Genomic DNA, 26,125 nt, shown 5'->3' with positions numbered 1-26,125 from the left:
ATTATAACGCAATGAATATATTCATTGCGTTATAACTCAGCACTAAGTAGGTAAAGAGGAAACGTTCAGACTAATTAATGAAAAAATTCATCAATAGTGTCAGGAACTGTTGAGGTATGGGCTAAGGAGCCAGGTTAAGATACGAATTTGCTCGCATTTTGATACTTGAAGCTTGGGCGCACCGGGGAGTGCGCTATTGTTGTTTAAATCTAAGGGTCTATTGACGGAATAATATGAAGATTTACTAAGCTGGCATGATTTTTGCTATTGTTTTAGGCATGATCAATAAGGAGGTAAAACGAGCAATAGTTGGAGTAACAAAGCTCTGGCTAAAGGAGTCAAGGTGTTGGCAGGGGACTTTCTGAAAAAATTAAAAAAGGGAAGGTGAGTAAAGTGACTGCTTATTCGTCAAAACAAATTGAACAAATGAAACTTGATGATATAAAGTATTTTTTACATCCGACAAGTTCGATCACTGACATAGCATCTTGGGGTGGGCCAAAGATTGTTGAAGAAGGTGACGGAATCCGGATCAAAACTGTTGAGGGAAAGACCTACATCGATTGTGGAGCAGGTCTATGGTTGAATAATGTTGGCTATGGCAGGAAGGTTCTTGCTGAAGCAGCTAAGGAACAAATGGAGAAGTTATTTTATTTCCAGACATTTAATGGATACTCCCATCCAATGGTTATTGAAATCGCCAAAAAGGTAGCTGGAATGATTCCGATGGACAATCCTAAGATTTTCTTTACCAGTGGTGGTTCGGAGTCCAACGATACGGCCTATAAATTGGCGCGCTTATATTGGTATCTACAAGGTCAACCGAACAAGAATTTCATTATCGCAAGGTCAAAGGCTTACCATGGAGTGTCTTACGGAGCTGTCAGCGCCACGAGCCTACCGGGTTTCTGGGACGGTTTCCGACCCTTAGTACCGGGGTTTGATCACATTGCACATCCTCACTGTTACTTCTGCCCCTGGGGTAAGGAACAGGATAGTTGTGATTACGAATGTGCAAATACTCTAGAAGAAAAAATTAACGAACTAGGTCAGGACAACGTAGCAGCCTTTACCGCTGAGCCGGTCATTGGTACAGGAGGGGCTATCGTACCCCCAGACGGCTATTATCAAAGAATCAAGGATATCTGTCATAAGTATAACGTCCTCTTTATCGCTGATGAAGTTATTTGTGGCTTTGGTCGGACAGGAAAAATGTTCGGCATGCACCATTGGGGTATAAAACCCGATCTTATGATGATGGCTAAAGGAATAACGAGTGGATACATTCCGATGGGAGCTGTCGGGGTTTCAGAGAGAGTCTACGAACCGATCAAAAAACATGGCAGTTTTATGCATGGCTATACTTATAGCGGTCACCCGGTGGCTTGTGCTGTAGCCTTAAAGAACATTGAGATTATCGAGCAGGAGAACCTAGTAGAAAACGCTCGAGAAAAAGGGGAACTATTACGAGCCCGCATAAGAAATTTAGGATTACCCTGTATTGGAGAAGTTAGGGGTTTAGGTCTGATGAATGCTGTTCAGCTCATCCAAGATGCGGAAAGTAAAACTAAGTTTAATCCTGCGCTAGGTTTTGCTAAACGTGTAGGAGCTATTGCCTGGGATAACGGCTTGGCTCTAAGGCCATTAATCGATGACGGTCTGCAATTATCCCCTTCCTTAATCATTACTGAAGCAGACATCAACGAACTCGTTGAGAAAATGGGGAGGTCCATTGAACAAGCGCATAAGGAGTATTTGGAAAATCAACGGTAGGAACAGTCACTCTAAACAATGATCATTGTTTTCCTTGAGAATCTTACCTGGGATAGAGTAGATCAAATTCACTGAGAGGAAGGGGATAGTTAGCGATGAGTAATTTTTTCACCCGGATGGGTGATGGCTCAGCACTCTGGTTAAGCGAAACGGAAATTCGTGCTGATCTTGAAGCAGGGATGAAGGATGCCGCGAAGCGAGGAAAAGACACGAAACTAGGGATGCTGATTATATTAAAAGTATCGTTCTAGAAAAAGTCAAACAGGAGCAGATTATATTGATGTATACTGTGAATGTGTCTTATGGACTGCCCCATCGTAAGTTGTCAAATAGATTGTTTGTTACTCAAATGATGACCATGGGCATGGATGGGTATATTTTGAATCCAACGGATCAAGAGATGATGGGCGTCATCTATGCTTCAAAAGCATTGCTCGGTCAGGATTCCTATTGTATGGAGTATCTCGGTGCGCACCGCAAAGGGTTATACGGTGAACAATAAAATTAACCTTTTAGTGAGACCCATACTTCTACAAGTTCAACTTTAGTGAACGAGTTCATTTGCGGAGGGAAAAACAAAATGGAAAACCAAGTTACTCTAAACTTGAACTATCCACTCAATGAATATGTTGCTCAGAACGAACTTAAACTTCAATTCAGTGAGGGTGCTACGCTAGGGGACTTATTCTTAAAGGTAGGGATCCCCTCTGAGTCTGTGGGTTTTGCGGTCTTAGCAACAGTCTTGAATGACACTATGGTTCACTTGGATTATATTCTACAGAATGGTGACTTCATTAGGGTCTTCCCTCTAGTGAACGGCGGATGAGTCGGAGCACAGTCAACGTATTCAGAGAAAAGGAGGATTGAGTGAGATGAAATGGTATTATGGCAAATTATTAAGAGTTAATCTATCGGAAAAGAGTTACAGCGTTGATGAACTATCCGAAGAACTATTTAAAAAATACCTGGGTGGTAGAGGGTTAGGGGCATATCTTTTATTAGAGCATGTACAGGCTGGGATAGATCCTTTGTCGGAAGAAAACAAAGTGATCTTTACGAACGGTTTTACGACAGGAACAACTATGTTCGGTTCAAGCCGTTACGCCGTCTTTACCAAATCCCCCCAAACCGGTTTATTTGGAGAAGCCTCCTCAGGCGGCAAGGTAGCCCCGGCTCTTCACTCCACAGGCTATGATGCAATTATCCTGGAAGGGGCGTCAGCTACTCCGGTCTACTTAGAAATCAATGATCGAGAGGTTATCTTCCACTCTGCCGAGCATCTATGGGGAAAAGAAACCTATGAAACTGAAGACACGGTTTTAAGGGAAGTAGATAACTCTAAGGCACAAGCCGTAGTTATCGGTCCTGCGGGTGAGAACTTAGTTAGCTTTGCCTGTATAGAGAATAATTACTGGCGCTCTGCTGGGCGTAGTGGTATTGGAGCCGTAATGGGGTCCAAAAAAGTCAAAGCGATCGTCTTTTATGGAGAGTCTAAAACTGAAGTTGCCAATCCCGAGTTGCTTAAGGAACTGATGAAGGAAATAGCAGCTACTGGAAGGGATCATGCTGGAGTCAAGGCCTATCGTCGCCTAGGCACGACCCAAATGGTTGCTGCGATGAATGCCGCGAAAGCATTTCCTAACCGCTATTGGCGAGATACTTATTATAGTAATTGGGAGAAAATCAGCGGAGAAACCTTGCTGGAAAATTTCGAGGTTAAGCCCACTGCCTGTCCCAAGTGTTTTATCTCCTGCTCTAAGAAAACTACGGTTAAAACCGGGAGACATAAAGGCCTTACCATAGAAGGACCCGAGTATGAGACTATTTTTGTGTTCGGGGGTCTTTGTCTCATAGACGATTTGGCTGAAATAATGTACTTAAATGATTTATGCGACCGGTTGGGTATAGATACTATCACGGCGGGCAATCTCATCGGCTTAGTTATGGAAGCAGGACAACTGGGGCGAATTCCCCTGAAGTTAGAGTATGGTGATGTTGAGGGCGCGGCCCAGCTATTGCAGGACATTGCTGGGCGAAGGGGAATAGGGAAGGTATTAGCCAATGGGATCAAAGTAGCAGCTAAGGAATGGGGACTAGAAGATTTAGCGATTCACGTCAAAGGTATGGAACCTGCCGGATATGATCCAAGACCTTTAAAAGGGATGGGCTTAGCGTATGCTACCTCTAGCCGAGGCGCTTGTCATCTAAGAGCCTCTTTTTACAAACCAGAACTTTCGGGAATGATTGACCGCAAGACAACCCAGGGTAAAGCAGAGATGTTTATTGATTGGGAAAATAGATTAACCATCTTCAACACGGGGACCCTTTGCCAGTTTTTTCGCGATCTTCTAGAGTGGCCTATCGTTGAGCGGCTAGTGTATGCTATTACGGGTCTGGAATACGACAAAGATAAGTTAAGCGAAATTGCTAATCAGATTGTCACTAACGCCCGGATCTTTAACGCTAGAGAGGGAGCTACGAAGCAGGAGGATACCTTGCCCCCGAGGTTTTTCAAAGAACCCGTCAATAAGGGTCAAGATAGTATTAGCAATGAAGAATTACAGTTTATGGTCAATGAATATTACACCCTCAGAGGGTGGGATGATGCAGGCTATCCCATTCAATAATTCTTAAATTCTCCATCATTGTCCTTTTAGCACACGCAAAACATCCATCTGGCAGCTTATGGGCTGTGTGCTCTTCGTGACTTGTACATAAACATGAGGAGGGTTAAATGTTCATGAGAAATATCAAAACTGGGATTAGTTTTCTTTCTGGTTTGGGGTTACAGGCCTTCTCCAAGGATCAACTAGGTAGCCAGGTACAAAACGGTCCAACCATCGGAGTATGTTTTTAAAGGTCTAACCAGCCGAAAGACACCAATTGAAGGCTTAAAAAGCATGAGGTTTTATTATTTTCTGCATTGGATGAGGATACTGTGACAAAGGCGTTTTTAAGGCCATTAAAAGACTTTAAGGAATTAACCCAAGGGTTATCTGAATGTATTTATATTATTCCCTATGGCAATCAGACGTTGCCGGAGGTTGAAATAGTGGGTGGTAATTAGAGGTTAAGATTAAAGGATATTATTTTTAAGTAGCGAATATATTAGCAAAGTTCTTCTAAGGTACCCACTTATAAAAGTGGGTACCTTAGGACGTGGATGAATAGGGTTTTTGCGATTCTACTACTTTCTGTAGCTTTGTATATAAGAGGGGTGGAGACGTTTTTATGACCACTGTCGGGGATTTAACTTTGCAGAATTATTCAGTTTATCCACCTTCCTTTGAACTCTGTATGGTAAAGGAGGATATAATTTCCCGTGATGATAAGTTTATTATTGTCATGAATCTTGAAGATATTACCCATGTCTTTCGAACGTCTTCTTTACTTTATGACATCTCAAAGCTGGAAAGGGATAACAAATCCTTGCAGGGTCATCTATTATCAAAGCTTGATTCGGAGTTAACGTTTAGTATCGTGCTTGAAAATCAGCCAATTCAGATTTTAAAAAAGTTAGTCACCGATGTTATTATCGTGACTGACGAAAATAATGCTCCTATCGGGATTATAGATTATTCAATAGCTCATAGATTTCTTGAAACCTTTGAACTTGAGAGAAAACAAACAGAAGAAACCATCTTAGAATATCAAAAAATATTTGAGTATATAGAAGATGAGATTTTTGTGACGGATCAGAATGGTTATGTTTTACGCTTGAACCCCACTGCTGAAAGAGTATGTGGTTTTAAGGCCAGCGATATTATCGGTAAGAACGTTAAAGATTTGGAAATAACTTCTTCTTGTAGTATTACTATGCGGGCTTTGGAAGAAAAGAAAAAGGTCAATATGGTCCAGGATTTTGTAAGAACCGGCAAGAGATTACTAACGACAGCTATACCAGTCTTCAATGAAAGTGGAGAAATAGTTCGCATTATTAGTACTTCCAAAGATGTGGCGGAAATTAATAGGATAAAAGAAGAACTTGATAAAAAAACCAACGAGCTTGAAAGAAAAAGTGAAGAGCTCGAATTTCTGCGTGAGGAGATTTTTGGAAGAGTAAATTTTGTGTGCAATTGCAGAGAAATGAAATATATCAAGGAGACTATAAAAAAGATTGCTCCACTAGATCTGACGGTTCTTATCCAGGGTGAATCTGGAGTTGGTAAAGAAGTTATAACAAAATCGATTCATCATTTGAGTAATAGAAGAGATCAACCGTTTATAAAAATTAATTGCGGGCTCATACCAGAAAACCTTATTGAGGCTGAATTATTTGGTTACGAAGGCGGCGCCTTTACCGGGGCTAGTAAATATGGAAAGATTGGAAAGATCGAACTGGCTAAAGGTGGGACGTTATTTCTAGACGAAATTGGGGAAATGCCTCTGACCTTGCAAGTTAAATTACTTGAATTTTTACAAGATAGATATATTTGCAGGGTAGGGGGTACAAAAGTAGTTGAAATAGATACTAGAGTTATTGCAGCAACAAATCGCGACTTGAAAGTGATGGTGGAACGAGGGCTATTTCGGCAAGATTTATTCTATCGTCTGAATGTGATACCTATTGTGATTCCTGCTCTGCGTGATCGCAGAGAAGATATCCCAGAGCTTGTGGAATTCTTCGTTAAGAAGTTTAATCTTAAGTATAAGATGAATAAAAAGTTAGCTCCTGATACAATGAATACATTATATTATTATGATTGGCCAGGCAATGTGAGAGAACTCGAACATGTTATGGAGCGCTTAATCGTTACAAACGACATAGATATTATTACCTTGGAACATATTAATGTTATTTTTGGAGTAAAACCTCAAAACTACCGCGTTATTTGTAATCAGCTGATGCCTTTGAAGACTGCAAAAAGAGAGATAGAAGAGCAGTTAGTCAGAGCCGCCTACGAAATGTATAATTCCACTTATAAGGCAGCCGAAGCTCTAGAGATCGATCAGTCAACGGTAGTGAAGATACTTAAGAAGTATAATATTAAAAGGATTTAACGAAGGGGTTAGCATTCATTGCTAACCCCTTATTGAGAACCTTGGGCGCCTCCATAGGCACGGCTATGGGACTTTTTTATTGGGGCAAAGTTTGCCGAATTATGATATAATAAGGTGTTGTACAGCTTTTGCTAAGGAGAAGAGAAATAATCATGAACATCTTAACTGCAGAGAATCTGACGAAAAGTTATGGTGAAAAGGTACTTTTTGCTGATATTTCCTTTGGGATTGATGATGGAGAAAAAATTGGCATCATCGGAGTTAATGGAACGGGTAAGTCTACCTTACTAAAAATCTTAGCGGGTGTAGAATGGCCGGATCAAGGCAAAGTTACAACGGGGAATAAGGTGCGTTTAGAATATCTACCCCAAAATCCTGATTTTGAAGATTCGGCGACGGTCTTGCAACAGGTTTTTAGGGGAAATTCTCCTGTCATGAAATTGTTAAGAGAGTATGAAATAGCTTTAGAAAAGCTGAATGATAAACCGGACCAGCAGAGCCTTCAACAAGTGTTGATTGCACTGGGTCAACAGATGGATGAACTGGATGCATGGCAACTGGAAAATGAGGCTAAAACCATCCTCAATAAACTGGGCATTTCGAAATTCGACACGTTAATGGGGACTCTTTCAGGTGGGCAGAAAAAACGAGTGGCTTTAGCAAGTGCGCTGATTAATCCTACGGATATCCTGATTCTGGATGAGCCAACGAACCATATTGACAATGATACGGTGGATTGGCTGGAACAGTATTTGAATAAACGCAAGGGTGCGTTGGTGATGATTACGCACGATCGGTATTTTCTCGATCGCGTTATTGGCCGGGTCTTAGAATTAGACCAAGGTAAACTTTACCCTTACCCTGGTAATTATAGCCGTTTCTTAGAATTAAAAGCTGAGCGGGAGGAGCAGGTTGAGGCGACTGAGAGAAAACGCCTTAATCTCTTTCGCAATGAACTAGCCTGGATGCGGAGGGGAGCTAAGGCTCGTACGACCAAGCAAAAGGCGAGGATCGAGCGGTTTGAAAAGATACAGGCTGATAGGCCGACGGAGTATACTGATCGGATCGAAATGCTAGCAGGAGCGTCCCGATTAGGTAAAAAAATTCTAGAGTGTCAAGAGGTTGAAAAAGGATTTCCAGACCGAGGGGTTGTGATCAAGGATTTTAGCTACATCCTTTTGAGAGATGATCGGATTGGGATTATTGGACCAAATGGGAGTGGGAAATCAACCTTGTTAAACTTGATCGCTGGTCGCTTAAAGCCAGATTCAGGGAGCCTTGAATTAGGTGCTACGGTTAATATGGGATATTTTACGCAAGAAAACACGTCATTAAATCCAGACCGTCGTGTGATTGATGAGGTCAAAGCGGTCGCTGAAGTGATTCCCACGGCAGATGGTGGCTTTTTGACGGCCTCACAAATGCTGGAGCGTTTCTTATTTCCCCCAGCCGTACAGTGGACTCAGATTGGCAAGCTTTCTGGTGGGGAAAAACGAAGGCTTTATCTCTTACGGATCTTGATGGGGGCTCCGAATGTCTTGTTATTGGATGAACCCACCAATGATCTGGACATTCAAACACTGACGATTCTAGAATCATATTTGGATGATTTTCCAGGGGCGGTGATCGCTGTCTCCCATGATCGATATTTTCTGGATCGGGTTACGGATAAGATTTTTGCGTTCGAAGGTGCGGGAAGCATTCGGTCGTATGTAGGAAATTATTCGGACTATCGGGAACAGGTGTATGCTGCTGAGCAAGAGGCTTTGCAGATAGAACAACAAGCTACCTTTTTAGCGACTTTGGCCAAAAAGTCTCCTAATCAAAACGTTGGACCGGAAACACAAGAGTCTGAGCGAAGAAAAGAACGTGCGCTGAAGATGACTTATAAAGAACAGCAAGATTTCGCCCAAATTGACGATCAGATCGCGCAAGTGGAAGAGGAACTTCAAAAAAATAGTCAACAGATGAATGAGATGGGCAGTGATTTTGGAAAACTAACTGAGTTAGTGACCATTCAACAGTCACTAGAACAAAAATTAGATAATTTGCTGGAACGTTGGACGTATTTGAATGAGCTGGCAGAAAAGATAGCCCAAAAGTCGAGGCGCGATGTACGAGGCTCGAAGTACGAGGCATGAAGAACGATACACATGCACGGATCTGAGGACGACGCACGTAACGATACATGAAGTTACGAAATGCGAAATGCGAAGTACTTGCGCGGCGTGTTGTGCGCGAAAACACGATCAACGTTTTCAAGTAGATTACGATTATATTGGAGGATGTTCATATGGATGACAAAACTTTAGAGCAGATGAAAAAACTGGTTGCGGAGAAAAACCTGAAGAGTTCTCAACAAGGCGGTCCACATAAAGCTACGCAGAAAATCGGGGAAAAGAGGAAAGGTATTAAACGTCGCAAAGTCGGCGGCATGTTTGATAAGTAAATAGTTTTATTTTATGATAGAGGCCATGAGGAATTAAGAGAAAAATAAGGGGAGAAGTTAAGTCGTGAGCGTATTAAATGTAGAAAATGTTAGCCATGGATTTGGTGGACGTAAAATTTTTGAAGATGTCAGCTTTCGCTTGTTAAAAGGGGAGCACGTTGGCTTGATTGGGGCGAATGGAGAAGGGAAATCGACCTTCTTAGATATCATTACAGGTAAGCTGATGCCTGACAAAGGAAAGGTTGAGTGGTCAAATCGCGTGACGGTCGGCTATTTAGACCAGCACACGGTATTGGCTAAGGGAAAAACGATCCGAGACGTGCTTAAAGAAGCATTTCAAGGGATGTTCGATCTGGAAGCAGAAATCCTCGAGATGTATGATCGAATGGGTAACGTCTCAGATACCGAAATGAACAAACTCTTGGAAGATGTCGGAGAGATACAAAGTATTTTAGACCACAATGGTTTCTATATGATTGATACTAAGATTGAAGAAATCGCCAATGGCTTGGGGCTTGGAGAAATAGGTCTGGACAAGGATGTTGCGGATTTAAGCGGAGGTCAACGGACGAAGGTTTTGCTCACGAAACTGTTGCTCCAAAATCCTAGCATTTTAATTTTGGACGAGCCGACCAACTTTTTGGATGTGGAGCATATTGAGTGGTTAAAGCGTTATCTCAACCAGTATGAAAATGCCTTTATCCTCGTTTCTCACGATGTTCCTTTTATAAATGCAGTTATCAATGTGATTTACCACGTTGATAATGCTGAATTAACCCGTTACACTGGAAACTACGAACAATTTATGGCGCTCTTTGAAACTCGCAAGGTTCAAGAGATTAAAGCCTATGACAAGCAACAAAAAGAAGTGGATCGCCTCGAAGATTTTATTGCGCGCAATAAAGCGCGGATTTCGACGACCGGTCGCGCTAAGAGTCGGCAAAAGCAGTTGGAAAAAATGGAACTGATCGAAAAGCCGCGAGAGAAGATCCAACCGAAGTTTAAATTTAGGGAAGCAAGATCTCCAGGGAAAATGATTTTTGAGGCGAAGAATATTGTGCTAGGCTATGATGAACCGTTAACTCGACCCTTAGATTTAACCTTAGAACGAGGGCAAAAGGTGGCAATTCGTGGGGTTAACGGGTTAGGTAAATCGACATTGCTTAAGACTTTGCTGGGTTATATTCCAGCGGTTTCTGGTGAAGTTGAACTGGGTGATTATCTTTACCCTGGATATTTCGAACAAGAATCGAGTCGTAGAAATGAGAAGACGGCGCTCGACGAGGTGTGGGGAGAGTATCCGGGAATGACTAATTCCGAAGTGCGGGGCGCTTTGGCAAGGTGTGGTTTGACAAGTGAACACATCTCGACCAAAATGATGGTGTTGAGCGGTGGAGAAAATGCTAAAGTCCGGCTCTGTAAGTTGATGCTCAAGGATGTAAACTGGCTGGTTCTCGACGAGCCGACCAATCATTTAGATGTGGATGCTAAAGCAGAACTGAAGAGAGCCATCACGGAGTATAGAGGGACTGTGCTGGTTGTTTCTCACGAACCGGAATTCTACGAAGATTGGGTGACGGATGTGTGGAATTTGGAGGAGTGGACGACTAAAATCGTGTAAGGAGAATCACGGTTATGACGGACTTGAAACGGGTGGCTGCACGGGAAAAACCCCGACTGGGGATTATGGGCGGAACGTTTGATCCGATTCATTACGGGCATTTGGTCGCTGCGGAAATGGCACGCGCCGAGTTTAACTTAAGTAAAGTGCTATTTATTCCGACTGGTATACCCCCTCATAAAAATCGAACGGATATTTCGGCGGGAGAGTTGCGTCTTGAGATGGTCGATTGTGCAATTCATGATAATTCGGATTTCGCTAGTTCTGCCCTTGAAATCGAAAGAGAAGGTCCGTCTTATACAGTCGAGTCGTTACGTATGTTGCGCAAAACTTGGCCAGATTATGAACTGTATTTTATCACGGGGACGGATGCCCTAAGTGAGATCTTTTCCTGGCGAGAAGCTGAGGAAATCTTCACCATGATCCAATTTATTGGTGCGGCGCGACCAGGATTTGATGCAAGTGATTTTCTGCTTAAAGTGCAAGAGGAACATCCTGAAATTTTAGGTAAGATCCATTATCTAGAAGTGCCTGCTTTGGCGATTTCTTCTACCGATATTCGGAGGAGAGTTAAACGAGGAGAACCAATTCGCTACCTTTTGCCTGAGGGCGTTCGTCAACTTATCCAACAACGAGGGCTTTATACTGACGATTAAAATGTTTCGCATACTCTGTTTAGATTTGACCATACTAAAAACGATCAAGTAAATCAATTCAAGCAAGAGGTGACAGTTATCATGACAACAACACTTTATGTCGGAAATCTTCCGTGGAATACTACTGCAGAAGAACTCGGAGAATTCTTTAGCGAGTATGGAGAGGTTGAAAGTAGTCGGATTATTACCGATCGCGAAACCGGTCGTTCCCGTGGATTTGGCTTTATCGAAGTGGGAGAGCCGGATGCAGCGCGTATGGCGGAAGAGCTTAATGGCAAGGATTTTGGTGGCAGGCCACTAACGGTGAATGAAGCAAAACCGAAACAAATGTAATACTACCGTTCCAATCGGGAGACCTCTTCTAAGGGGTCTCCTTTGTTGTGGGAGGGAGTGTCTTAGTCTCTTTTAATCCCACCTTTGCACAGTTATTGATTAATTGATATAATATTTTGAAATAATATTAGAGGAAGAGATAAAGGGGAGCGGGGATACTTGATTTTAGATGTTGAAAAATTATTGGATTTGGCGACTCGTGTTCTTTCAGCGGAACGCTTTGAGCATACATTGAGTGTTGCGGATTGGGCGGAGGAATTAGCCCGGCACCATGGCTTGGATCCTGTTAAGGCCCGTTGTGCGGGGTTAGCCCATGATTTAGCTAAAGAAATCCCTTTGAAAAACCAAATAAGGTTTGCTCGCAGGTGGAAGTTGCTTAATTATCCTGAAGATGAACAATATCCTTATGTTTTGCATGGTCCTGTTGCAGCTTATTGGCTGGAGCATTATTATGGGTTAAAGGATGTTGAAGTCATTGCGGCCGTTGCCAATCATACGTTAGGAAGACCAGGGATGGGCCAATTAGAGATGCTCATCTATAGCGCAGACCTGACGGAAGCTAGCCGCGATTTTCCAAAAGTGGACAATTTACGCCAATCCTTGTATGATGATTTAGGAAAGGGTACGTTAGCCTGTGTTGAACACACTTTGATATACTTAAGGGAAAGCAAACGCCCTATTCATCCCTTAACTCAATTAACCTATGATGATTTACAAAGGAGGCAAACTACTATTGGAACTAGATCTTAAAATGCTTGAAGAAGTGGTTAGTATCGTTGAAGATAAAAAGGGTGGAGATATCTCTCTTTTGAATCTCCAGAAAATCTCAATGGTCACGGATTATTGCATGATTGTGACGGGGAATACAACCACTCAGGTGAAAGCAATCACGAATCATCTTGAAGAGAAGTTGCCAGAGCTGGGCATTCCGGTTATTCATCTCGAAGGATTGCCGACTGCCAAATGGGTTTTGATGGATTGTGGCGGTGATTTGGTGATTCACGTGATGACCCCAGATCAACGTGAATTTTATCAACTTGAACGTCTCTGGAAAGATGCGGAAGTCATTTCTTATGAAACTAGTCAGAATGTATAACTTTTCTGGATAATCAAACACGTCATTGCTACGATAGGGAGTAGTATTGTAGAACCCTCATCAAGAGAGGCGGCGGGAGGTGCAAGTCGCTGTAGGGAACTTCAAGAACTCGCCCTGGAGCTGTGTTCAGGTTACAATGAACACCGGTGCGAGCCGTTAAGATCGTTGAAGCACTTATGAAATTGGGTGGTACCACGGGAGCAAGCCTCCCGTCCCTTTTGGGACGGGAGATTTTTATATTTTCATCTTATGTTTTAATCTGTTACTTATTTGTAAGGGGGCAGGATTTATGCAAGAGAAGTATTCGTTTTCAGAGATCGAATCTAAATGGCAGAAACACTGGTTAGAGGAAAAAGCCTATCAAACAGAGGAGAACCCCTCAAAGCCCAAGTACTATGCCTTGGCTATGTTTCCTTATCCTTCGGGAGATTTACACATGGGGCATGTGCGCAATTATTCCATCTCTGACGTCATTGCTCGTTATAAGCGGATGAGCGGGTATAATGTCCTACACCCGATCGGATGGGATGCTTTTGGTTTGCCTGCGGAAAATGCTGCGATTAAGCATCAAACTCCTCCGGCAGATTGGACCTGGAAAAATATTGCCAACATGAGGCGTCAGCTTCAAGGGATGGGGATTTCCTATGATTGGGATCGAGAAATGGCGACTTGTCACCCGGGGTATTATAAGTGGACTCAGTGGATATTTATAGAGTTTTACAAACATGGATTGGTGTACAAGAAGAAGGCGGCCGTGAATTGGTGTCCTTCATGTGCCACAGTGCTTGCCAATGAACAAGTGGTGGATGGCGGGTGTGAACGGTGTGATACCCTGGTTACGAAGAAGAACTTGGAACAGTGGTTTTTTAAGATTACGGATTATGCGGATGTTTTACTTGAGGATTTGGACAAGTTACCGGGGTGGCCTGAAAAGGTAAAAACCATGCAACGCAACTGGATCGGCCGTTCTGAAGGGGTGGAAGTCCAATTTCCTTTGGAGGAACGTCGGTCGAAGATTTCGGTGTACACCACTCGGGTTGATACCCTTTATGGGGTGAGCTATGTTGTCTTGGCTCCTGAGCATCCCCTTGTTTTGGAGTTAGTAGGTGGAACAGCTTATGAGGCAGATGTGCTGGCTTTTATCGAGAAAATGAATGGTCTCAATGAAATAGCACGTACTTCTACGGATGCAGAAAAAGAAGGGCTATTTATCGGGGCGTACTGTCTTAATCCGCTGAGTGGGAAGAAGGTGCCGATCTGGATAGCGAACTATGTTCTGCTTGAATACGGTACTGGGGCTGTTATGGGTGTTCCAGCCCATGATGAACGGGATTTTGAATTTGCAACCAAGTATGATCTAGACATTAAAACAGTTATTATTCCGACTGAGAGTCTGGCAGAAGCAAAAGATCTGCCTCTTGAAGCTGCTTACACAGGGGACGGTGTCATGGTTAACTCCGACTCGTTTGATGGTCTGAGCAGTGATGAGGGTTGGGATCGAATTGCTGATGAAGCGGAGCGCTTGGGTCTGGGGCAACGGAAGGTTAATTTCCGCTTGCGAGATTGGCTCATTTCTCGTCAACGCTATTGGGGTGCACCGATTCCGATGGTTTATTGTAAAACTTGTGGAACAGTGCCAGTTCCGGAAGATCAGTTGCCGGTGTTACTTCCGCCGATTTCTGTCTTTAAAGCTGGGGAGAATCCACTAGCTTCCTCTAACGCATTTATTGAAACAACCTGTCCGCAATGTGGAGGGCTTGCTCGGCGTGAGACAGACACGATGGATACGTTTGCTTGTTCTTCTTGGTATTTTCTGCGCTATACTGACCCCCGCAATACTGAGGCTGCTTTTGATAAAACAGCGGTGGATCAGTGGATGAATGTCGATCAGTATGTTGGGGGCGTGGAACATGCGATTCTACACCTTTTGTACGCCCGCTTCTTTACCAAGGCTTTGAAGGATTTTGGATACTTGACTGCGGATGAACCCTTCCAGAACTTGCTGACGCAAGGGATGGTTTGTATGGATGGATCTAAAATGTCGAAATCCAAGGGAAATATCGTGAGCCCTGAGGCGATCATCGGCAAATATGGGGCGGATACGGCCCGATTGTTTATTCTGTTTGCTGCTCCTCCTGAGAGAGATCTAGAGTGGAGTGATCAAGGGGTTGAAGGGTGTTATCGTTTCTTTAATCGCATCTGGCGCTTAGTGGCCCAATATGAGCCTCTGATTAAGAAAAGCCAAGGGCTGGGTTCCTCTAAACAAGCGGGCGAATGGGGAGATCTGGACGAAGTTGGCAAAAAGATGCGCCGTCACACCCACTTGGCTACCCAGAGGGTAACGATTGATCTTGGAACACGCTTTAATTTTAACACGGCGATCAGTACCATTATGGAATGGGTTAACGCTTTGTACCTTTATAAAGAACAACCAACAGCAGATGCTGAGGTCGGTCGAGAGGCAGTTGAGAGAATTTTGATACTCCTCGCTCCTTTTGCACCCCATATTACCGAAGAGCTTTGGCAGGAAATTGGACATTCGGAGAGTATTCATAAACAACCTTGGCCAGAAGTGGATGAGGCCGCTCTTGTACAAGATGAAGTGACGGTTATTCTACAAATCAATGGTAAGGTCCGTGACCGAGTTCAAGTGCCTACTGAAATATCAACAGCTGAATTGGAAAAAATTGTGCTGGCTCTGCCTACTGTGAGTGAATGGACTCGGGAAAAGACGATTGTTAAGGTTGTTACGGTTCCGGGTAAGTTAGTTAATATTGTGGTTAAGTAGAGGGGACTTGTGAGGGACTTGTGAGGGACTTGTGTGACACAGCGCTCGGTGCTTACGACGCAGAGCAAACTAACCGTTCAAGCTCCTGGTATGGGGAGCGGGATACATCCTTCGGCGAAAGTATTATTTTAAGAACCCGCCTACGGCGATAATCTCCACTGGAGACTATCGTGCCAGACTCGCCATCCTTGGCTCGGTTGGCGGCAGTGCACATCCCTGTGCACTGTCCCGTATCTGGGGTCGGTCGCTTGAACGGAAGTTTGCTTTTCTGCTTACGTAAAGACGTCGCGCTCGTGTCACACTGCGTCCCTGGCTTGGGTCGGGGAACGGGAGATGGGAGACGGAGGAACGGTGGATTTTGGGGGAGACGGCACATTTCATGTGCACCGTCTTGTTTAGGGCAGGGACGCAAGTTGGGGACGGATCTTGACTTGCATGACTTGCATTCATTGGTGGCGCACGTCCGTTGGCGTGTCACACTGCGTCCTTGGCTTGGGTCGGGGAACGGGAGATGGGAGACGGAGGAACGGTGGATTTTGGGGGAGACGGCACATTTCATGTGCACCGTCTTGGTTTGAGCAGGGACGCAAGTTGGGGACGGATCGGTGCAGATGGTTTGCCTAGATTAATAAGCAAGTTCTTGTCATGTTCGTTTAGAGCATGGCGTTTTTATTTTTAGAGAAGGGTTTTAGCAGGTTGAGAATGGTTAGTTCATTCTGGAATATAGTTTAAGAGATGGGGGTTAGTATTGGTCGACATACAGAAGATAATTGGAAAGATGTGGAATATTGTATTGAAAGCGACATTAAAGGAGTGTTATATTTTTGCAAAAAGTATATGTGCTCGATTCTAGCGTGTTACTGCATGACCCTAATGCAATATTTCTATTCCAAGATAATGAGGTAATCATTCCTTATGTGGTTTTGGAGGAGGTTGAAAGTAAGAAACGTCTTTTAGAGAATGTTGGTCGGGCCGCACGAGAGGCCATTCGTAATCTTGATCGCTTACGGGAGAAGGGTAAGCTTTCCCAAGGGGTTCTTTTGCCGAACGGAGGAACGATTCGGATTGAGTTAAATCACTACTCGCATGAAATTTTGCCAGTAAACTCGAATCTAGCGTTGGCAGATAATCGAATTTTAGCAGTTTCCTTAAGCCTGACGCGTGAAGAACAACGCCCCGTTATCCTAGTTACTAAAGATATTGCCATGCGAGTCAAAGCAGACGCTTTAGGAATCGTAACGGATGATTATTTCAATGATAAAGTAGTTTTGCCTCCGATTATGGAGGAAGTTGTTTTGCTGGAGATTAATGATAGCGAAGTTGCGGCACTTTATCAAAATAAGTATATCCCCTTGCAATCCCCTCTTGCTCCGAACCGTTGCGTGAAAGCTGTTTTAAGTGATGACAGCGTCTTACCACTCGTTTCTTCTCCGAATGGGAAAAGATTAGTTTATCGTATGGGAAAGAGTCTTGCCCCTTGGGATATAAGACCCAGGAATTTGGAACAATCTTGGACTTTGGAAATGCTCAACGATCCAGAAATCAAGTTAGTCAATCTAATGGGGCCAGCAGGCACGGGGAAGACGTTACTTGCTTTAGCGAGTGGCCTAGAACAAACGGTTCATTCCGAAGTTTATGTTAGAATGCTTTGTGCTCGGCCGATCGTTCCTTTTGGTAAGGATATTGGATTTTTGCCTGGGGAGAAGGACCAGAAGATTCGACCCTATATGCAACCAATTTATGATAACCTTGAGTTTTTACTTCGGTCGCGGCGGGAGAAAGAGCGGGAAAGAGGCAGCGAAGCAGTGGTTGACAGTGCAATCGACCTCTTGATTAAGAAAAGGCAGCTCGAAATTGAAGTGCTCACCTATATTCGTGGCCGCAGTATTCCTCATCAATTTATCATTATTGATGAGGCTCAGAATCTTTCAGCACATGAAGTAAAGACCATTATTACCCGTGCAGGTGAAGGGACAAAAATTGTGCTTTGCGGGGACCCAGATCAAATTGATCATCCTTATCTGGATAAAGAGAGTAACGGATTAGCTCATCTTGCCTCAAGGTTAAATGGGCAATCTTTCTATGGTCAAGTTCGACTGGTTAGAGGGGAACGAAGTGAGTTGGCTTCGCGGGCGGCGGAGTTGCTATAGGGGGATTTGTGTGACACAGCGCTCGGACAGGGGTTTATGATTTCCGTCACTTTTGACGTCTTCATAAACCCCTGTTTTGTCTTAATACTCCCTCACGGAACTGTTCTTTTTGCATACTCTTTTGTTCGACAGGATTAACTTGTCTTCGCGGCAGGAAAAAGAAGGAATAAAGCGAAAACAAAATGAATGACGCTACTGAAGGAACGGGGGAATGGCAATGGCAATGGCAATTAAAACATTATAAATATTTATAAAACTCTGTTGATTTTAGATATTATTGTGAATGAAACTGGGATAAAAATAGTGCTCTAAAACCTCACCATATTGCTCCCAGTGGCCACCGTTATTATTCTTAAGAGCAACTTATTTATTTCTTAGGTATTAAAAACACCTTGCAGATGAACAGGAAAGTTATGGTTATTGTAGGGTTTTCTCCCACAAGCAGAAAGATGATCTCATTAGGCAAGAAGACATGTAAAGACTTATATGCTTGCCAAGGGGTATCAGTTTGAGATAATTACTGATATTGGGAGTGGATTACCTACAATAAAAAGGATTAAATCAACTCATTGATTTAATAACCAATTCAGAAGTTGATAGAATAGTCGTTCTGTATAAAGATAGGTTGCCAAGGTTTTGGTTTGAACTGATTGAAAACCTATGCAATAAATACGGAACGACCATCGAAATCATTGATTCGACCGATAAAACGGAAGAACAGGAATTGGTAGAGGATTTAGTCCGGATTATTACCGTTTTTAGTTGTAGTTTGCAAGGTAAACGTGCTAATAAAGCTAAGAAAATGATAAAGGAGTTACTTGAAGATGATACTCGGAAAGAAAGTTAGATTGAAACCTACAGAGGAACAGGAGCAACAGTTATGGAAGTCTGCAGGAACTGCACGGTGGGCATATAATTGGGCATTAGACAGGCAGGAGAAGAATTATGCTAGTGGTGGAAACTTCATTTCAGACAATGACCTGAGAAAAGAACTAACACAGTTAAAGCAAACAGAAGAGTTCTCTTGGCTTAATGAGGTTTCCAATAACATTCCAAAGCAAGCCATTAAGGATGCCTGTGAAGCCTACAAGAAGTTCTTTAAGCATTTAGCTGAAAAGCCGACATTCAAGAGCAGAAGGAAGTCTAAGCCCTCATTCTACAACGACAACTTAAAGTTGAAAGTTAAAGAAAGTATTGTTCTAATTGAGAAAATCGGATGGATCAAGACTTCGGAACAATTGCCATTAGATCAAAAGTATACAAATCCTCGTATATCATTTGACGGAAAGTATTGGTATGTGGCAGTTGGAATCGAGCAAGAGCAAGTAACTGAACAGTTGACGAGTGAAGTGATAGGCATTGATGTCGGGGTCAAAGAACTTGCAGTCTGTTCTAACGGCATGGAATTTAAAAACATTAATAAATCCCAAAGGGTCAAAAAGCTGGAGAAACGGCTTCGGAGGTTGCAACGTAAAGTTTCTCGTAAATATGAAATGAATAAGGAGGGAAGCCGTTTCGTCAAAACCTGCAACATTATAAACGTTGAAAAGCAAATCCGGGTGCTACATCGAAAACTTAAGGGGATTAGAAGCAATCATACCCATCAAGCCACTAATGCAATCGTGAAAACCAAACCTTGCAAAGTGGTTATGGAAACCCTGAATATCAAGGGCATGATGAAAAATCGACATTTATCTAAAGCTATAGCCCAACAAAAACTGTACGGCTTTAAGCTAAAGCTCCAGTATAAATGTGAGAAGCACAGCATTGAATTCGTTGAGGTAGACAAATGGTTCCCTTCGAGTAAGTTGTGTTCCAGTTGTGGAGCTATTAAGAAAGACTTGAAGTTGTCAGACAGAGTGTATAGATGTGAGTGTGGCTTAGTATTAGATAGAGATCTTAATGCTTCTATAAACCTTTCGAGATATCCTCAATTAGTAGTTTAGTCACTAAAACGACACTACTAATGTGTACGATTCGTTGCATCGGAATTTACGTCTGTGGAGTGTTATATCAAACGAAAGTAGCCTTCGGGCAAAATCGGACACGATGAATCAGAAAGCAAACAGAGCTTTTTATATACTTTTATAAAGTTTTGGCAACGGAACTGTCATGGAGCGTAAGCTTCGCTATGCATGGTGGGGTGTGCTCGTTGTACTTGTTATTTTGGCGATATGGAAGTTGTTTTTGCCGAATAATTCCAGTGTTGATCTTCATAAAACGGTTTCGAGTCGAGAGATTATTGTCTATGTTGCGGGAGCAGTGGAAAAACCAGGACTTGTCCATTTACCGGCCGACGCTCGTTTAGATGATGCTCTTAAACAGGTTCGTCCCTTGCTGGAGGCTAATTTAGAAAGCATGAATCCCGCTGAAAAGCTTAAGGATGGACAAAAGGTGTCTGTTCCGTATAAGAGTCTACCTGCTCCTCAGGGGTCTCCAGAGGGTGGAACAGTGAATTCGGGAGGGAGTACTTCTGTGCCTGCACCTGCACCTGCACCTGCACAGATCAATAGTTCGACTCCGGTAGCTACTCAAGCTTCGGCAGGGATTACAGCATCGGCTGACGGAAAAATAAATATCAATACTGCTGGAGCGGCTGAACTGGACAAGCTGACCGGTATTGGCCCGGCGTTTGCGGAACGGATTATTCAATATCGGACGGAGCACGGACCTTTTGTCCGGGCGGAAGATTTGAAGAATGTCTCAGGGATTGGGGTTAAAACCTATGAGAGAATGGCTTCGCAAGTGACGGTTGGCCCATGAAAGACCCTTGGATTGGTCGAACGGTTGCCATCTTAGTGGGAGGAATTTGCGGATCTTATATCCCAGAACAGAGTCGTTTTTTAGTTTTTGGGATTCTGGTACTTCTTGGGGTACGTCTTGTGTTGTGGCGACCCCGTGATTTTTTTGGTCGAGTGTTTCGTCCGGAGATACTTTTGCTCGGAGCCAGTCTCTTACTCGGTTTTGGGTACGGGGCCTTAGCGGAGCGTACTCTCCCTGAACCTCTCATTTTGGACCGGGTGGAGATTGTAGGGTTGATTAAGGACTGGAATGTAAACCTGGATATGGCTGTTGGGATACTTCGCATTGAGGAAGGGGAATTAAGAGGTCAGGCTTATCAGTTAACGGTTTATCCTAATAATGCGGGGGATATTCCGGGAGAGTGGAAGCGGATTCAGCCCGGGGATTACGTGAGTTTCCGGGCGCATTTAGAACGCCCGAAGCCGCTGGGAACACCGGGTGGGTTTGACAGGCGTCTTTACTATGCGGTTCGGGGGCTAAGTGGAAGCTTAAGTGCCCAAGGGGATGCATTGCTTCTTGTCGTGGGCAAGCCGCGCTTAACTTGGGAAATTCGCCAGCAGGTTCGAAATCGTCTTCAGGCCTTCGATCCAGAGGAAACCGGGGTTTTAGAAGGGATTCTTTTCGGAGATTCTAGTCAGATTCCTGATGTGGTTCAAGAGCGCTACAAAGTGACTGGTGTGCTCCACGTTTTTGCAGCTTCAGGATCTAATGTGGCTTTTGTGCTAGGGTTTTGCTGGATGTTGCTAGGCTTTTTGCCGAAGGTATTTCGGATATGCGGAACGATCATGGTACTTTTACTTTATGCTACGCTCTGTGGAGGGAATGCCCCGATTGTTAGAGCGACAATTATGGGAATTGCATTTCTGCTGGGGCTTTTAGGGCGGGGAAAAGTGGCCACACTGCGTTGGCTATTTTTTGCTGCGGTGGGTCTTTTTATTCATAATCCTATAATCATTCAGGATATTGGTTTTCAACTTTCTTTTGCGGCAACCTGGGGTATTATCGTATTAACTCCGCGGATTCTTAACGCGGAAATTTTTAAAAAAGTTCCGAAACTACTTAGTTTTGCAATTGCCGGGACTCTTGCAGCTCAGGTGGCGACGCTGCCGCTTATGATTGCTGCATTTCATCGGCTATCTTTGATCGGATTTTTAGCGAATGTCTTTATCCTTTTCGTTTTAGGCAGTGTGCTGGAAGTGGGGCTTATTGGGGTTATTCTCTCTTTTTATGGCGAGTTGTCTACTCCATTCTTTCAAGTTAGTTTATGGCTTTTAGACGGGGCGAATAGAATCTTAAAGGTGTTGGCAGACTTACCTTATGCAGATGTTTGGGTTCTAAACCCGGGGGTACTCTTTTGGCTAATTTGGTATGGTGGACTGGGAACCCTCTTGTGGGGGAGACAAAAGACGCTTTTTTTGCTGAAAGTAAGGTTACTTATTCTCAGAAGATTGTTAAAAATAATGGCTTCTAAGATTCTAATACGATGTCCTTTGGGAATTCGTCAAGCGGTTCGACGATGGAGTTCAGCGCAAGGGGCTATTCACCCTGTGTTTAAAGACCGGGTAATCGTGCGAAGTGGTGCAGTGCTGCTAATCGTTCTCTTTTTATGGAGTCCTTGGAATTCACAAAACGATCTGGAAGTCGTGATGATCGATGTGGGACAAGGAGATGCTATCTTAATTCGGACACCTAAGAAACAGGCCATCTTGATAGATGCTGGACCGCGTAATGATCGATTTGATGCAGGAGAACGTATCGTTCTTCCGTATTTGTTGATGAAAAGAATCGGGCATTTGGATGCTATGTTAATTACCCATGAACATCAGGATCACATCGGGGGAGTTCGAGCAGTGCTAGCCAATATTCCAACCGATTGGGTAGGGGTTCCTAATGTAGGGGATCGATTGGAAAATGAGGAATGGCAAGAGGGGCTTCCCGTTGATTTACCCTCTCAGGCTTCGGAACTGCGATTGCTACAAGCTGGAGATCGGATTGATCTTGATTCGGGGGCTTGGCTGGATGTATTGGGCCCTCATCAGGTACTTGAAGGGACGCATTCGGATTCAAATAATAATTCGTTAGTGCTTAAACTCAATTACTTAGGGCAAAGTATCATGCTAACGGCGGATATGGAGCAAGAAGAAATGGAGAACATATTCGAGACAGGCGTGAACTTAGAGACGGATATTTTTAAGGTGCCGCATCATGGGAGTCGATTTTCTCTGTACAGAGCTTGGCTGGAAAGTATTCATCCCCAAGCTGTATGGATCTCGGTAGGGAAAAATTCGTTTGGTCACCCCTCACGGGAGGTTTTAGAGTATTGGGGGGAACGTCACATCCCAGTGTATAGAACGGATGACCACGGAACAGTTAGACTTTTGTTAGGAAAATACGGGATAGAAATTATTCCTGGTCGCGAATTTGAACACTTAGATTAAGGGTTAGATAGCGCTCATGTTAAACTATTAGAATATTTCCCCTGAATTGCCTCTTAGATGTATAAAAAGAAAATGCTGGGTAACAATATCAAGGAACATCTCTTTTCTCCTCCTCTTTCTTTTGATCCTCCACAACTTGTGGAGGACTTTTTTTAACGTATCAGAAAGTATAAGTTTTGAGGGTACCCCTTTACTTGCGAATTTGGTATGATGAAGTCATGGAAAATAACATTTTGAGGCGGATTTTTTTTGACGACGAGAGACACTGGGATAGATTTGTCGAAAAGTACGGAGATCGTATAAGAGCAATTGTTATTAAAGAAGTCGAGAAATTCCGGAATTGTGGCAATCCCAAAAATGGGTTTAAGCTATTAGTTTGCGAAGGCTGCCATGATCTACGGATCGTTCCGTACCGTTGTAAAGGAAGATTTTGCACAACGTGTTCAAGTGGTGAAACTGAGGAATGGAGCCGAATGATGGCAGAAGACGTTCTTCAGGTAAATCATCGACATGTCGTGTTTACGATAGATGAAGGATTAAGAGAAATATTTCAGAGGCATCGACAGTTACTTAAACCTCTTATGGATGAGGCGGTCGGGATAATTCAAGAGTGGTTTAAGAAGAAATTTAAAATAACGCCAGGAATCATAGCGGGGCTACATACGTTTGGGGCTCAGATGAACTTTAATCCTCATGTTCATATGCTAGTAAGCATGGGCGGAATGAAGAAAAATGGGGAGTGGAAGGTATACGACTATATACCTTTTCCAATGTTGCGTAAACAATGGCAGACCGTAGTTTTGAAGCTAATTCGCAGCAATTTAAACGTTGCAGAAAAGAAGAAGATCCAACATCTTTTACAGAAAGCCTATTCAGCCAATGGAGAAGGCTTTTATGTTTATGCTCCGAAGCAAAAGGGAAATGTGAAAGTTCAATTAGGATATATCGGTCGTTATATTCGTCGACCCGCAATAGCGTTACATCGGATCGAGGCATATGACGGCCAATATGTAACCTATCGATATCATGACAAAAAAGATGGACAAGAGAAACGGGAGACACTAACAGTTGAAGAGTTTATAAAACGATTAATCGTACACATTCCGGATGAGCAATTTAAAACAATCCGTTATTATGGTGTGTATTCCCGAAGAATCAAAGCACGTTGTAAAAAACTAATCTCAGTCTGGCAAAAAGAAGTAAGACGATGGATCGTAAAGGTTAAAAAGATAGTAAAACGAAGAAAATGGGAGCAACGGATAAAAGAGCAGACAGGAAAAGATCCAATGGTATGTCCGCATTGTCAGTGTTATTATGAGTACAAGGGAGAAGTCTGCCTAAAAGATGGACAATTGGCAATAAAGTATGCAAGTGATGAGGTAGCAAGAGCTTGCCTGGAAAGGATGATTTACAATATCACCGGTATCAAAACAACGAAAACCCAACAAAAAGAAGAATTCACAAAACCAGAGAAGAATGCCGATCGAGAACAGTTCTGTCAATTACATTTGTTTGCAGTGTAATGAGCAAGAGAAAATACCGTTAGAAGTCGTAAGGAATTTTGATGCTATGGATGATGGTGATCCAACCGTTCCTCCGCAGTTTAACTGTGAGAAATGTGGAGGGGATATGTACCCAGAGTATTATAGGGGACTCCACGGTTATGAATACAAAATTTCGGATATCCAAGAACAATAAAAAGGACCGAGGCCGCAGCCTCGGTTTTTCTTATCTACTTTCGCATTACACACCCATTACACACCCGCGGCCTCCATTACATGTGGGTATGTGTAATGTATGCTTAAAGTGATATAATGGGGATGTAATGGAACCCGTTCCTGCGTTAAAAGTGTGTTAAAAGGACCGTCCCCATTACACGCGAAAAATGGGGGGATCAGATTGCGTGAAATTGAACGAATTAAGGAAAGTGTAGCAAAGGGGAAGATTGCACCCGTTTATTTGTGGTATGGGGAAGATCGATTTTTGATTCAGGAGGGGTTGAAGGTTCTTAAGTCGTTCTATTTCTTGACGGATCCTTCTGGAAGCGGGATTGAAGTAGTTAATGCGACTGAGCTGACTCCGGAGGAGATTGTAGAACGTGCCAATACGATGTCTTTCTTTGCAAATCGCCTGGTCGTTGTAGAAGAGGTGTCTTATTTTAAAGATGGACAGACTGCCGATTTGGAGCCGTTCTTGAAGTATTTTGCCAGCCCTAACCTTTCGACGTGTCTTTTATTTATTGCAGAGAGTGTACATAGAGGGAGAAAATTTTATAAGGCGTTAGAACGTGCTGGAGAAATCTTGGAGTTTTGCCCTCCGAAACGAATACCGGAATGGCTTGCTTGGGTTCAATCAGAATTAAAAGTTCGGGGAAAATCGATGGATGCTCAGGTGGCCTCCTTTTTTATAGAATGGGCCGGACATCAAACGGGTGTTTTAAGCCAGGAATTAGATAAACTCGTGGTTTACATTGGGGATCGTCAAACGATTACGGTGGAAGATATTAAAGGGATTACGACTCGTACTCTTGAAGCATCCATCTTTGATCTTTTGGATGCAGTGGCAATTCGATCTTCTGCAAAGGCTTTAGAAACTTTAGATGAGGTGTTACGTAAAGAGCATCCTTTGAAGGTCTTAACGATAATGGTTCGGCAAGTTCGGCTTCTTCTAGGCTGTAATGCCCTGCGCGAGCGTGGTGGGAATGTGGCTGAAGCCCCTTCGGCGTTAGGGATTTCGCCGTTTGAAGCGCAAAAGGTTTGGCAGCAATCCGCCAGGTTATCCACCCCGAAATTAGTCAAGGCGTTGAAGGAATGTTTAAATACTGATTTGGCGATGAAATCAGGAGGGGGAGATCCAGGGCAATTGTTGGAAATGATGATTGTTAGGTTTTGCGGAGACTAGGGAGAGGAAGTGGGAGGAAGTGGGAGGAAGTGTCTTAGCCCGCTCGCACATCCTACGCCGGTTAGTCATCCTTTTGGGATCACGGCTTCGGCGATACTCTCCACTGGAGACTATCGT

General features: G+C 43.4%; 22 protein-coding genes, 2 pseudogenes and 1 other annotated feature. All 24 genes and pseudogenes read left to right on the top strand.

From position 1 onward, the window contains the following. The first annotated feature begins 393 nt into the window (after positions 1-393). The gene (locus tag ACYQ3Q_RS07195; protein ID WP_459927914.1) at positions 394-1,773 is read left to right on the top strand and encodes an aminotransferase family protein; all 1,380 of its coding nucleotides are present in this window, start codon (positions 394-396) and stop codon (positions 1,771-1,773) included. 95 nt (positions 1,774-1,868) lie between these two features. Then, positions 1,869-2,024 (top strand): hypothetical protein, encoded by a 156-nt coding sequence (locus tag ACYQ3Q_RS07190; RefSeq protein WP_459927913.1) that lies wholly within the window; start codon positions 1,869-1,871, stop codon positions 2,022-2,024. Positions 2,025-2,065: 41 nt separating this feature from the next. Beyond that, positions 2,066-2,275 (top strand): annotated as a pseudogene (locus ACYQ3Q_RS07185) (methyltetrahydrofolate cobalamin methyltransferase); the annotation flags it as partial. 78 nt (positions 2,276-2,353) lie between these two features. Beyond that, entirely contained in the window at positions 2,354-2,599 is a 246-nt protein-coding gene (locus ACYQ3Q_RS07180) for a MoaD/ThiS family protein (RefSeq protein ID WP_459927912.1), read from the top strand. 46 nt (positions 2,600-2,645) lie between these two features. Beyond that, the gene (locus ACYQ3Q_RS07175) at positions 2,646-4,400 is read left to right on the top strand and encodes an aldehyde ferredoxin oxidoreductase family protein (protein WP_459927911.1); all 1,755 of its coding nucleotides are present in this window, start codon (positions 2,646-2,648) and stop codon (positions 4,398-4,400) included. A gap of 311 nt (positions 4,401-4,711) precedes the next feature. After that, positions 4,712-4,840, top strand: coding sequence for a hypothetical protein (locus ACYQ3Q_RS07170; protein ID WP_459927910.1), 129 nt, complete (start codon positions 4,712-4,714; stop codon positions 4,838-4,840). A 413-nt stretch (positions 4,841-5,253) separates the two neighbouring features. Continuing rightward, entirely contained in the window at positions 5,254-6,774 is a 1,521-nt protein-coding gene (locus ACYQ3Q_RS07165; RefSeq protein WP_459927909.1) for a sigma-54 interaction domain-containing protein, read from the top strand. Between the two features lie 152 nt (positions 6,775-6,926). Continuing rightward, entirely contained in the window at positions 6,927-8,915 is a 1,989-nt protein-coding gene (locus ACYQ3Q_RS07160) for an ABC-F family ATP-binding cassette domain-containing protein (protein WP_459927908.1), read from the top strand. A gap of 152 nt (positions 8,916-9,067) precedes the next feature. Beyond that, a complete protein-coding gene (locus ACYQ3Q_RS07155; RefSeq protein WP_459927907.1) occupies positions 9,068-9,223 on the top strand; it encodes a hypothetical protein in 156 nt (51 codons plus the stop codon). A 64-nt stretch (positions 9,224-9,287) separates the two neighbouring features. After that, a complete protein-coding gene (locus ACYQ3Q_RS07150) occupies positions 9,288-10,844 on the top strand; it encodes an ABC-F family ATP-binding cassette domain-containing protein (RefSeq protein ID WP_459927906.1) in 1,557 nt (518 codons plus the stop codon). Between the two features lie 14 nt (positions 10,845-10,858). Then, positions 10,859-11,500, top strand: coding sequence for a nicotinate-nucleotide adenylyltransferase (nadD, locus tag ACYQ3Q_RS07145; RefSeq protein ID WP_459927905.1), 642 nt, complete (start codon positions 10,859-10,861; stop codon positions 11,498-11,500). An 81-nt stretch (positions 11,501-11,581) separates the two neighbouring features. Further along, positions 11,582-11,833, top strand: coding sequence for an RNA recognition motif domain-containing protein (locus tag ACYQ3Q_RS07140; RefSeq protein WP_034142074.1), 252 nt, complete (start codon positions 11,582-11,584; stop codon positions 11,831-11,833). A 159-nt stretch (positions 11,834-11,992) separates the two neighbouring features. Continuing rightward, on the top strand, positions 11,993-12,583 hold the full coding sequence (gene yqeK / locus ACYQ3Q_RS07135) for a bis(5'-nucleosyl)-tetraphosphatase (symmetrical) YqeK (RefSeq protein ID WP_459927904.1): 591 nt from the start codon (positions 11,993-11,995) through the stop codon (positions 12,581-12,583). Continuing rightward, the gene (gene rsfS, locus ACYQ3Q_RS07130; RefSeq protein ID WP_459927903.1) at positions 12,567-12,929 is read left to right on the top strand and encodes a ribosome silencing factor; all 363 of its coding nucleotides are present in this window, start codon (positions 12,567-12,569) and stop codon (positions 12,927-12,929) included. The genes yqeK and rsfS overlap by 17 nt, the downstream gene beginning before the upstream one ends. 21 nt (positions 12,930-12,950) lie before the next feature. Beyond that, positions 12,951-13,149 (top strand) — a binding site (T-box leader). A gap of 69 nt (positions 13,150-13,218) precedes the next feature. Beyond that, the gene (leuS, locus tag ACYQ3Q_RS07125) at positions 13,219-15,717 is read left to right on the top strand and encodes a leucine--tRNA ligase (protein WP_459927902.1); all 2,499 of its coding nucleotides are present in this window, start codon (positions 13,219-13,221) and stop codon (positions 15,715-15,717) included. 170 nt (positions 15,718-15,887) lie between these two features. Next, on the top strand, positions 15,888-16,295 hold the full coding sequence (locus ACYQ3Q_RS07120) for a hypothetical protein (RefSeq protein WP_459927901.1): 408 nt from the start codon (positions 15,888-15,890) through the stop codon (positions 16,293-16,295). Positions 16,296-16,541: 246 nt separating this feature from the next. Beyond that, entirely contained in the window at positions 16,542-17,867 is a 1,326-nt protein-coding gene (locus tag ACYQ3Q_RS07115) for a PhoH family protein (RefSeq protein WP_459927900.1), read from the top strand. Between the two features lie 290 nt (positions 17,868-18,157). After that, positions 18,158-18,714: pseudogene (locus ACYQ3Q_RS07110) on the top strand (IS607 family transposase); the annotation flags it as partial. Then, on the top strand, positions 18,692-19,813 hold the full coding sequence (locus ACYQ3Q_RS07105; protein ID WP_459927899.1) for an RNA-guided endonuclease InsQ/TnpB family protein: 1,122 nt from the start codon (positions 18,692-18,694) through the stop codon (positions 19,811-19,813). The pseudogene ACYQ3Q_RS07110 and the gene ACYQ3Q_RS07105, both read left to right, overlap by 23 nt. Positions 19,814-19,979: 166 nt before the next feature. Continuing rightward, positions 19,980-20,630, top strand: coding sequence for a ComEA family DNA-binding protein (locus ACYQ3Q_RS07100; protein ID WP_459927898.1), 651 nt, complete (start codon positions 19,980-19,982; stop codon positions 20,628-20,630). Continuing rightward, the gene (locus tag ACYQ3Q_RS07095) at positions 20,627-23,107 is read left to right on the top strand and encodes a DNA internalization-related competence protein ComEC/Rec2 (RefSeq protein ID WP_459927897.1); all 2,481 of its coding nucleotides are present in this window, start codon (positions 20,627-20,629) and stop codon (positions 23,105-23,107) included. Before ACYQ3Q_RS07100 ends, ACYQ3Q_RS07095 begins: the two co-directional genes overlap by 4 nt. Before the next feature lie 218 nt (positions 23,108-23,325). Then, on the top strand, positions 23,326-24,630 hold the full coding sequence (locus ACYQ3Q_RS07090) for an IS91 family transposase (protein WP_459927896.1): 1,305 nt from the start codon (positions 23,326-23,328) through the stop codon (positions 24,628-24,630). Then, the gene (locus ACYQ3Q_RS07085) at positions 24,620-24,805 is read left to right on the top strand and encodes a hypothetical protein (protein WP_459927895.1); all 186 of its coding nucleotides are present in this window, start codon (positions 24,620-24,622) and stop codon (positions 24,803-24,805) included. Before ACYQ3Q_RS07090 ends, ACYQ3Q_RS07085 begins: the two co-directional genes overlap by 11 nt. 201 nt (positions 24,806-25,006) lie before the next feature. Beyond that, the gene (gene holA, locus ACYQ3Q_RS07080) at positions 25,007-26,008 is read left to right on the top strand and encodes a DNA polymerase III subunit delta (protein WP_459927894.1); all 1,002 of its coding nucleotides are present in this window, start codon (positions 25,007-25,009) and stop codon (positions 26,006-26,008) included. Positions 26,009-26,125 lie beyond the last annotated feature (117 nt).

The organism is Desulfosporosinus burensis (assembly GCF_054657535.1).
This window is presented reverse-complemented; position numbering and strand designations above follow the sequence as displayed.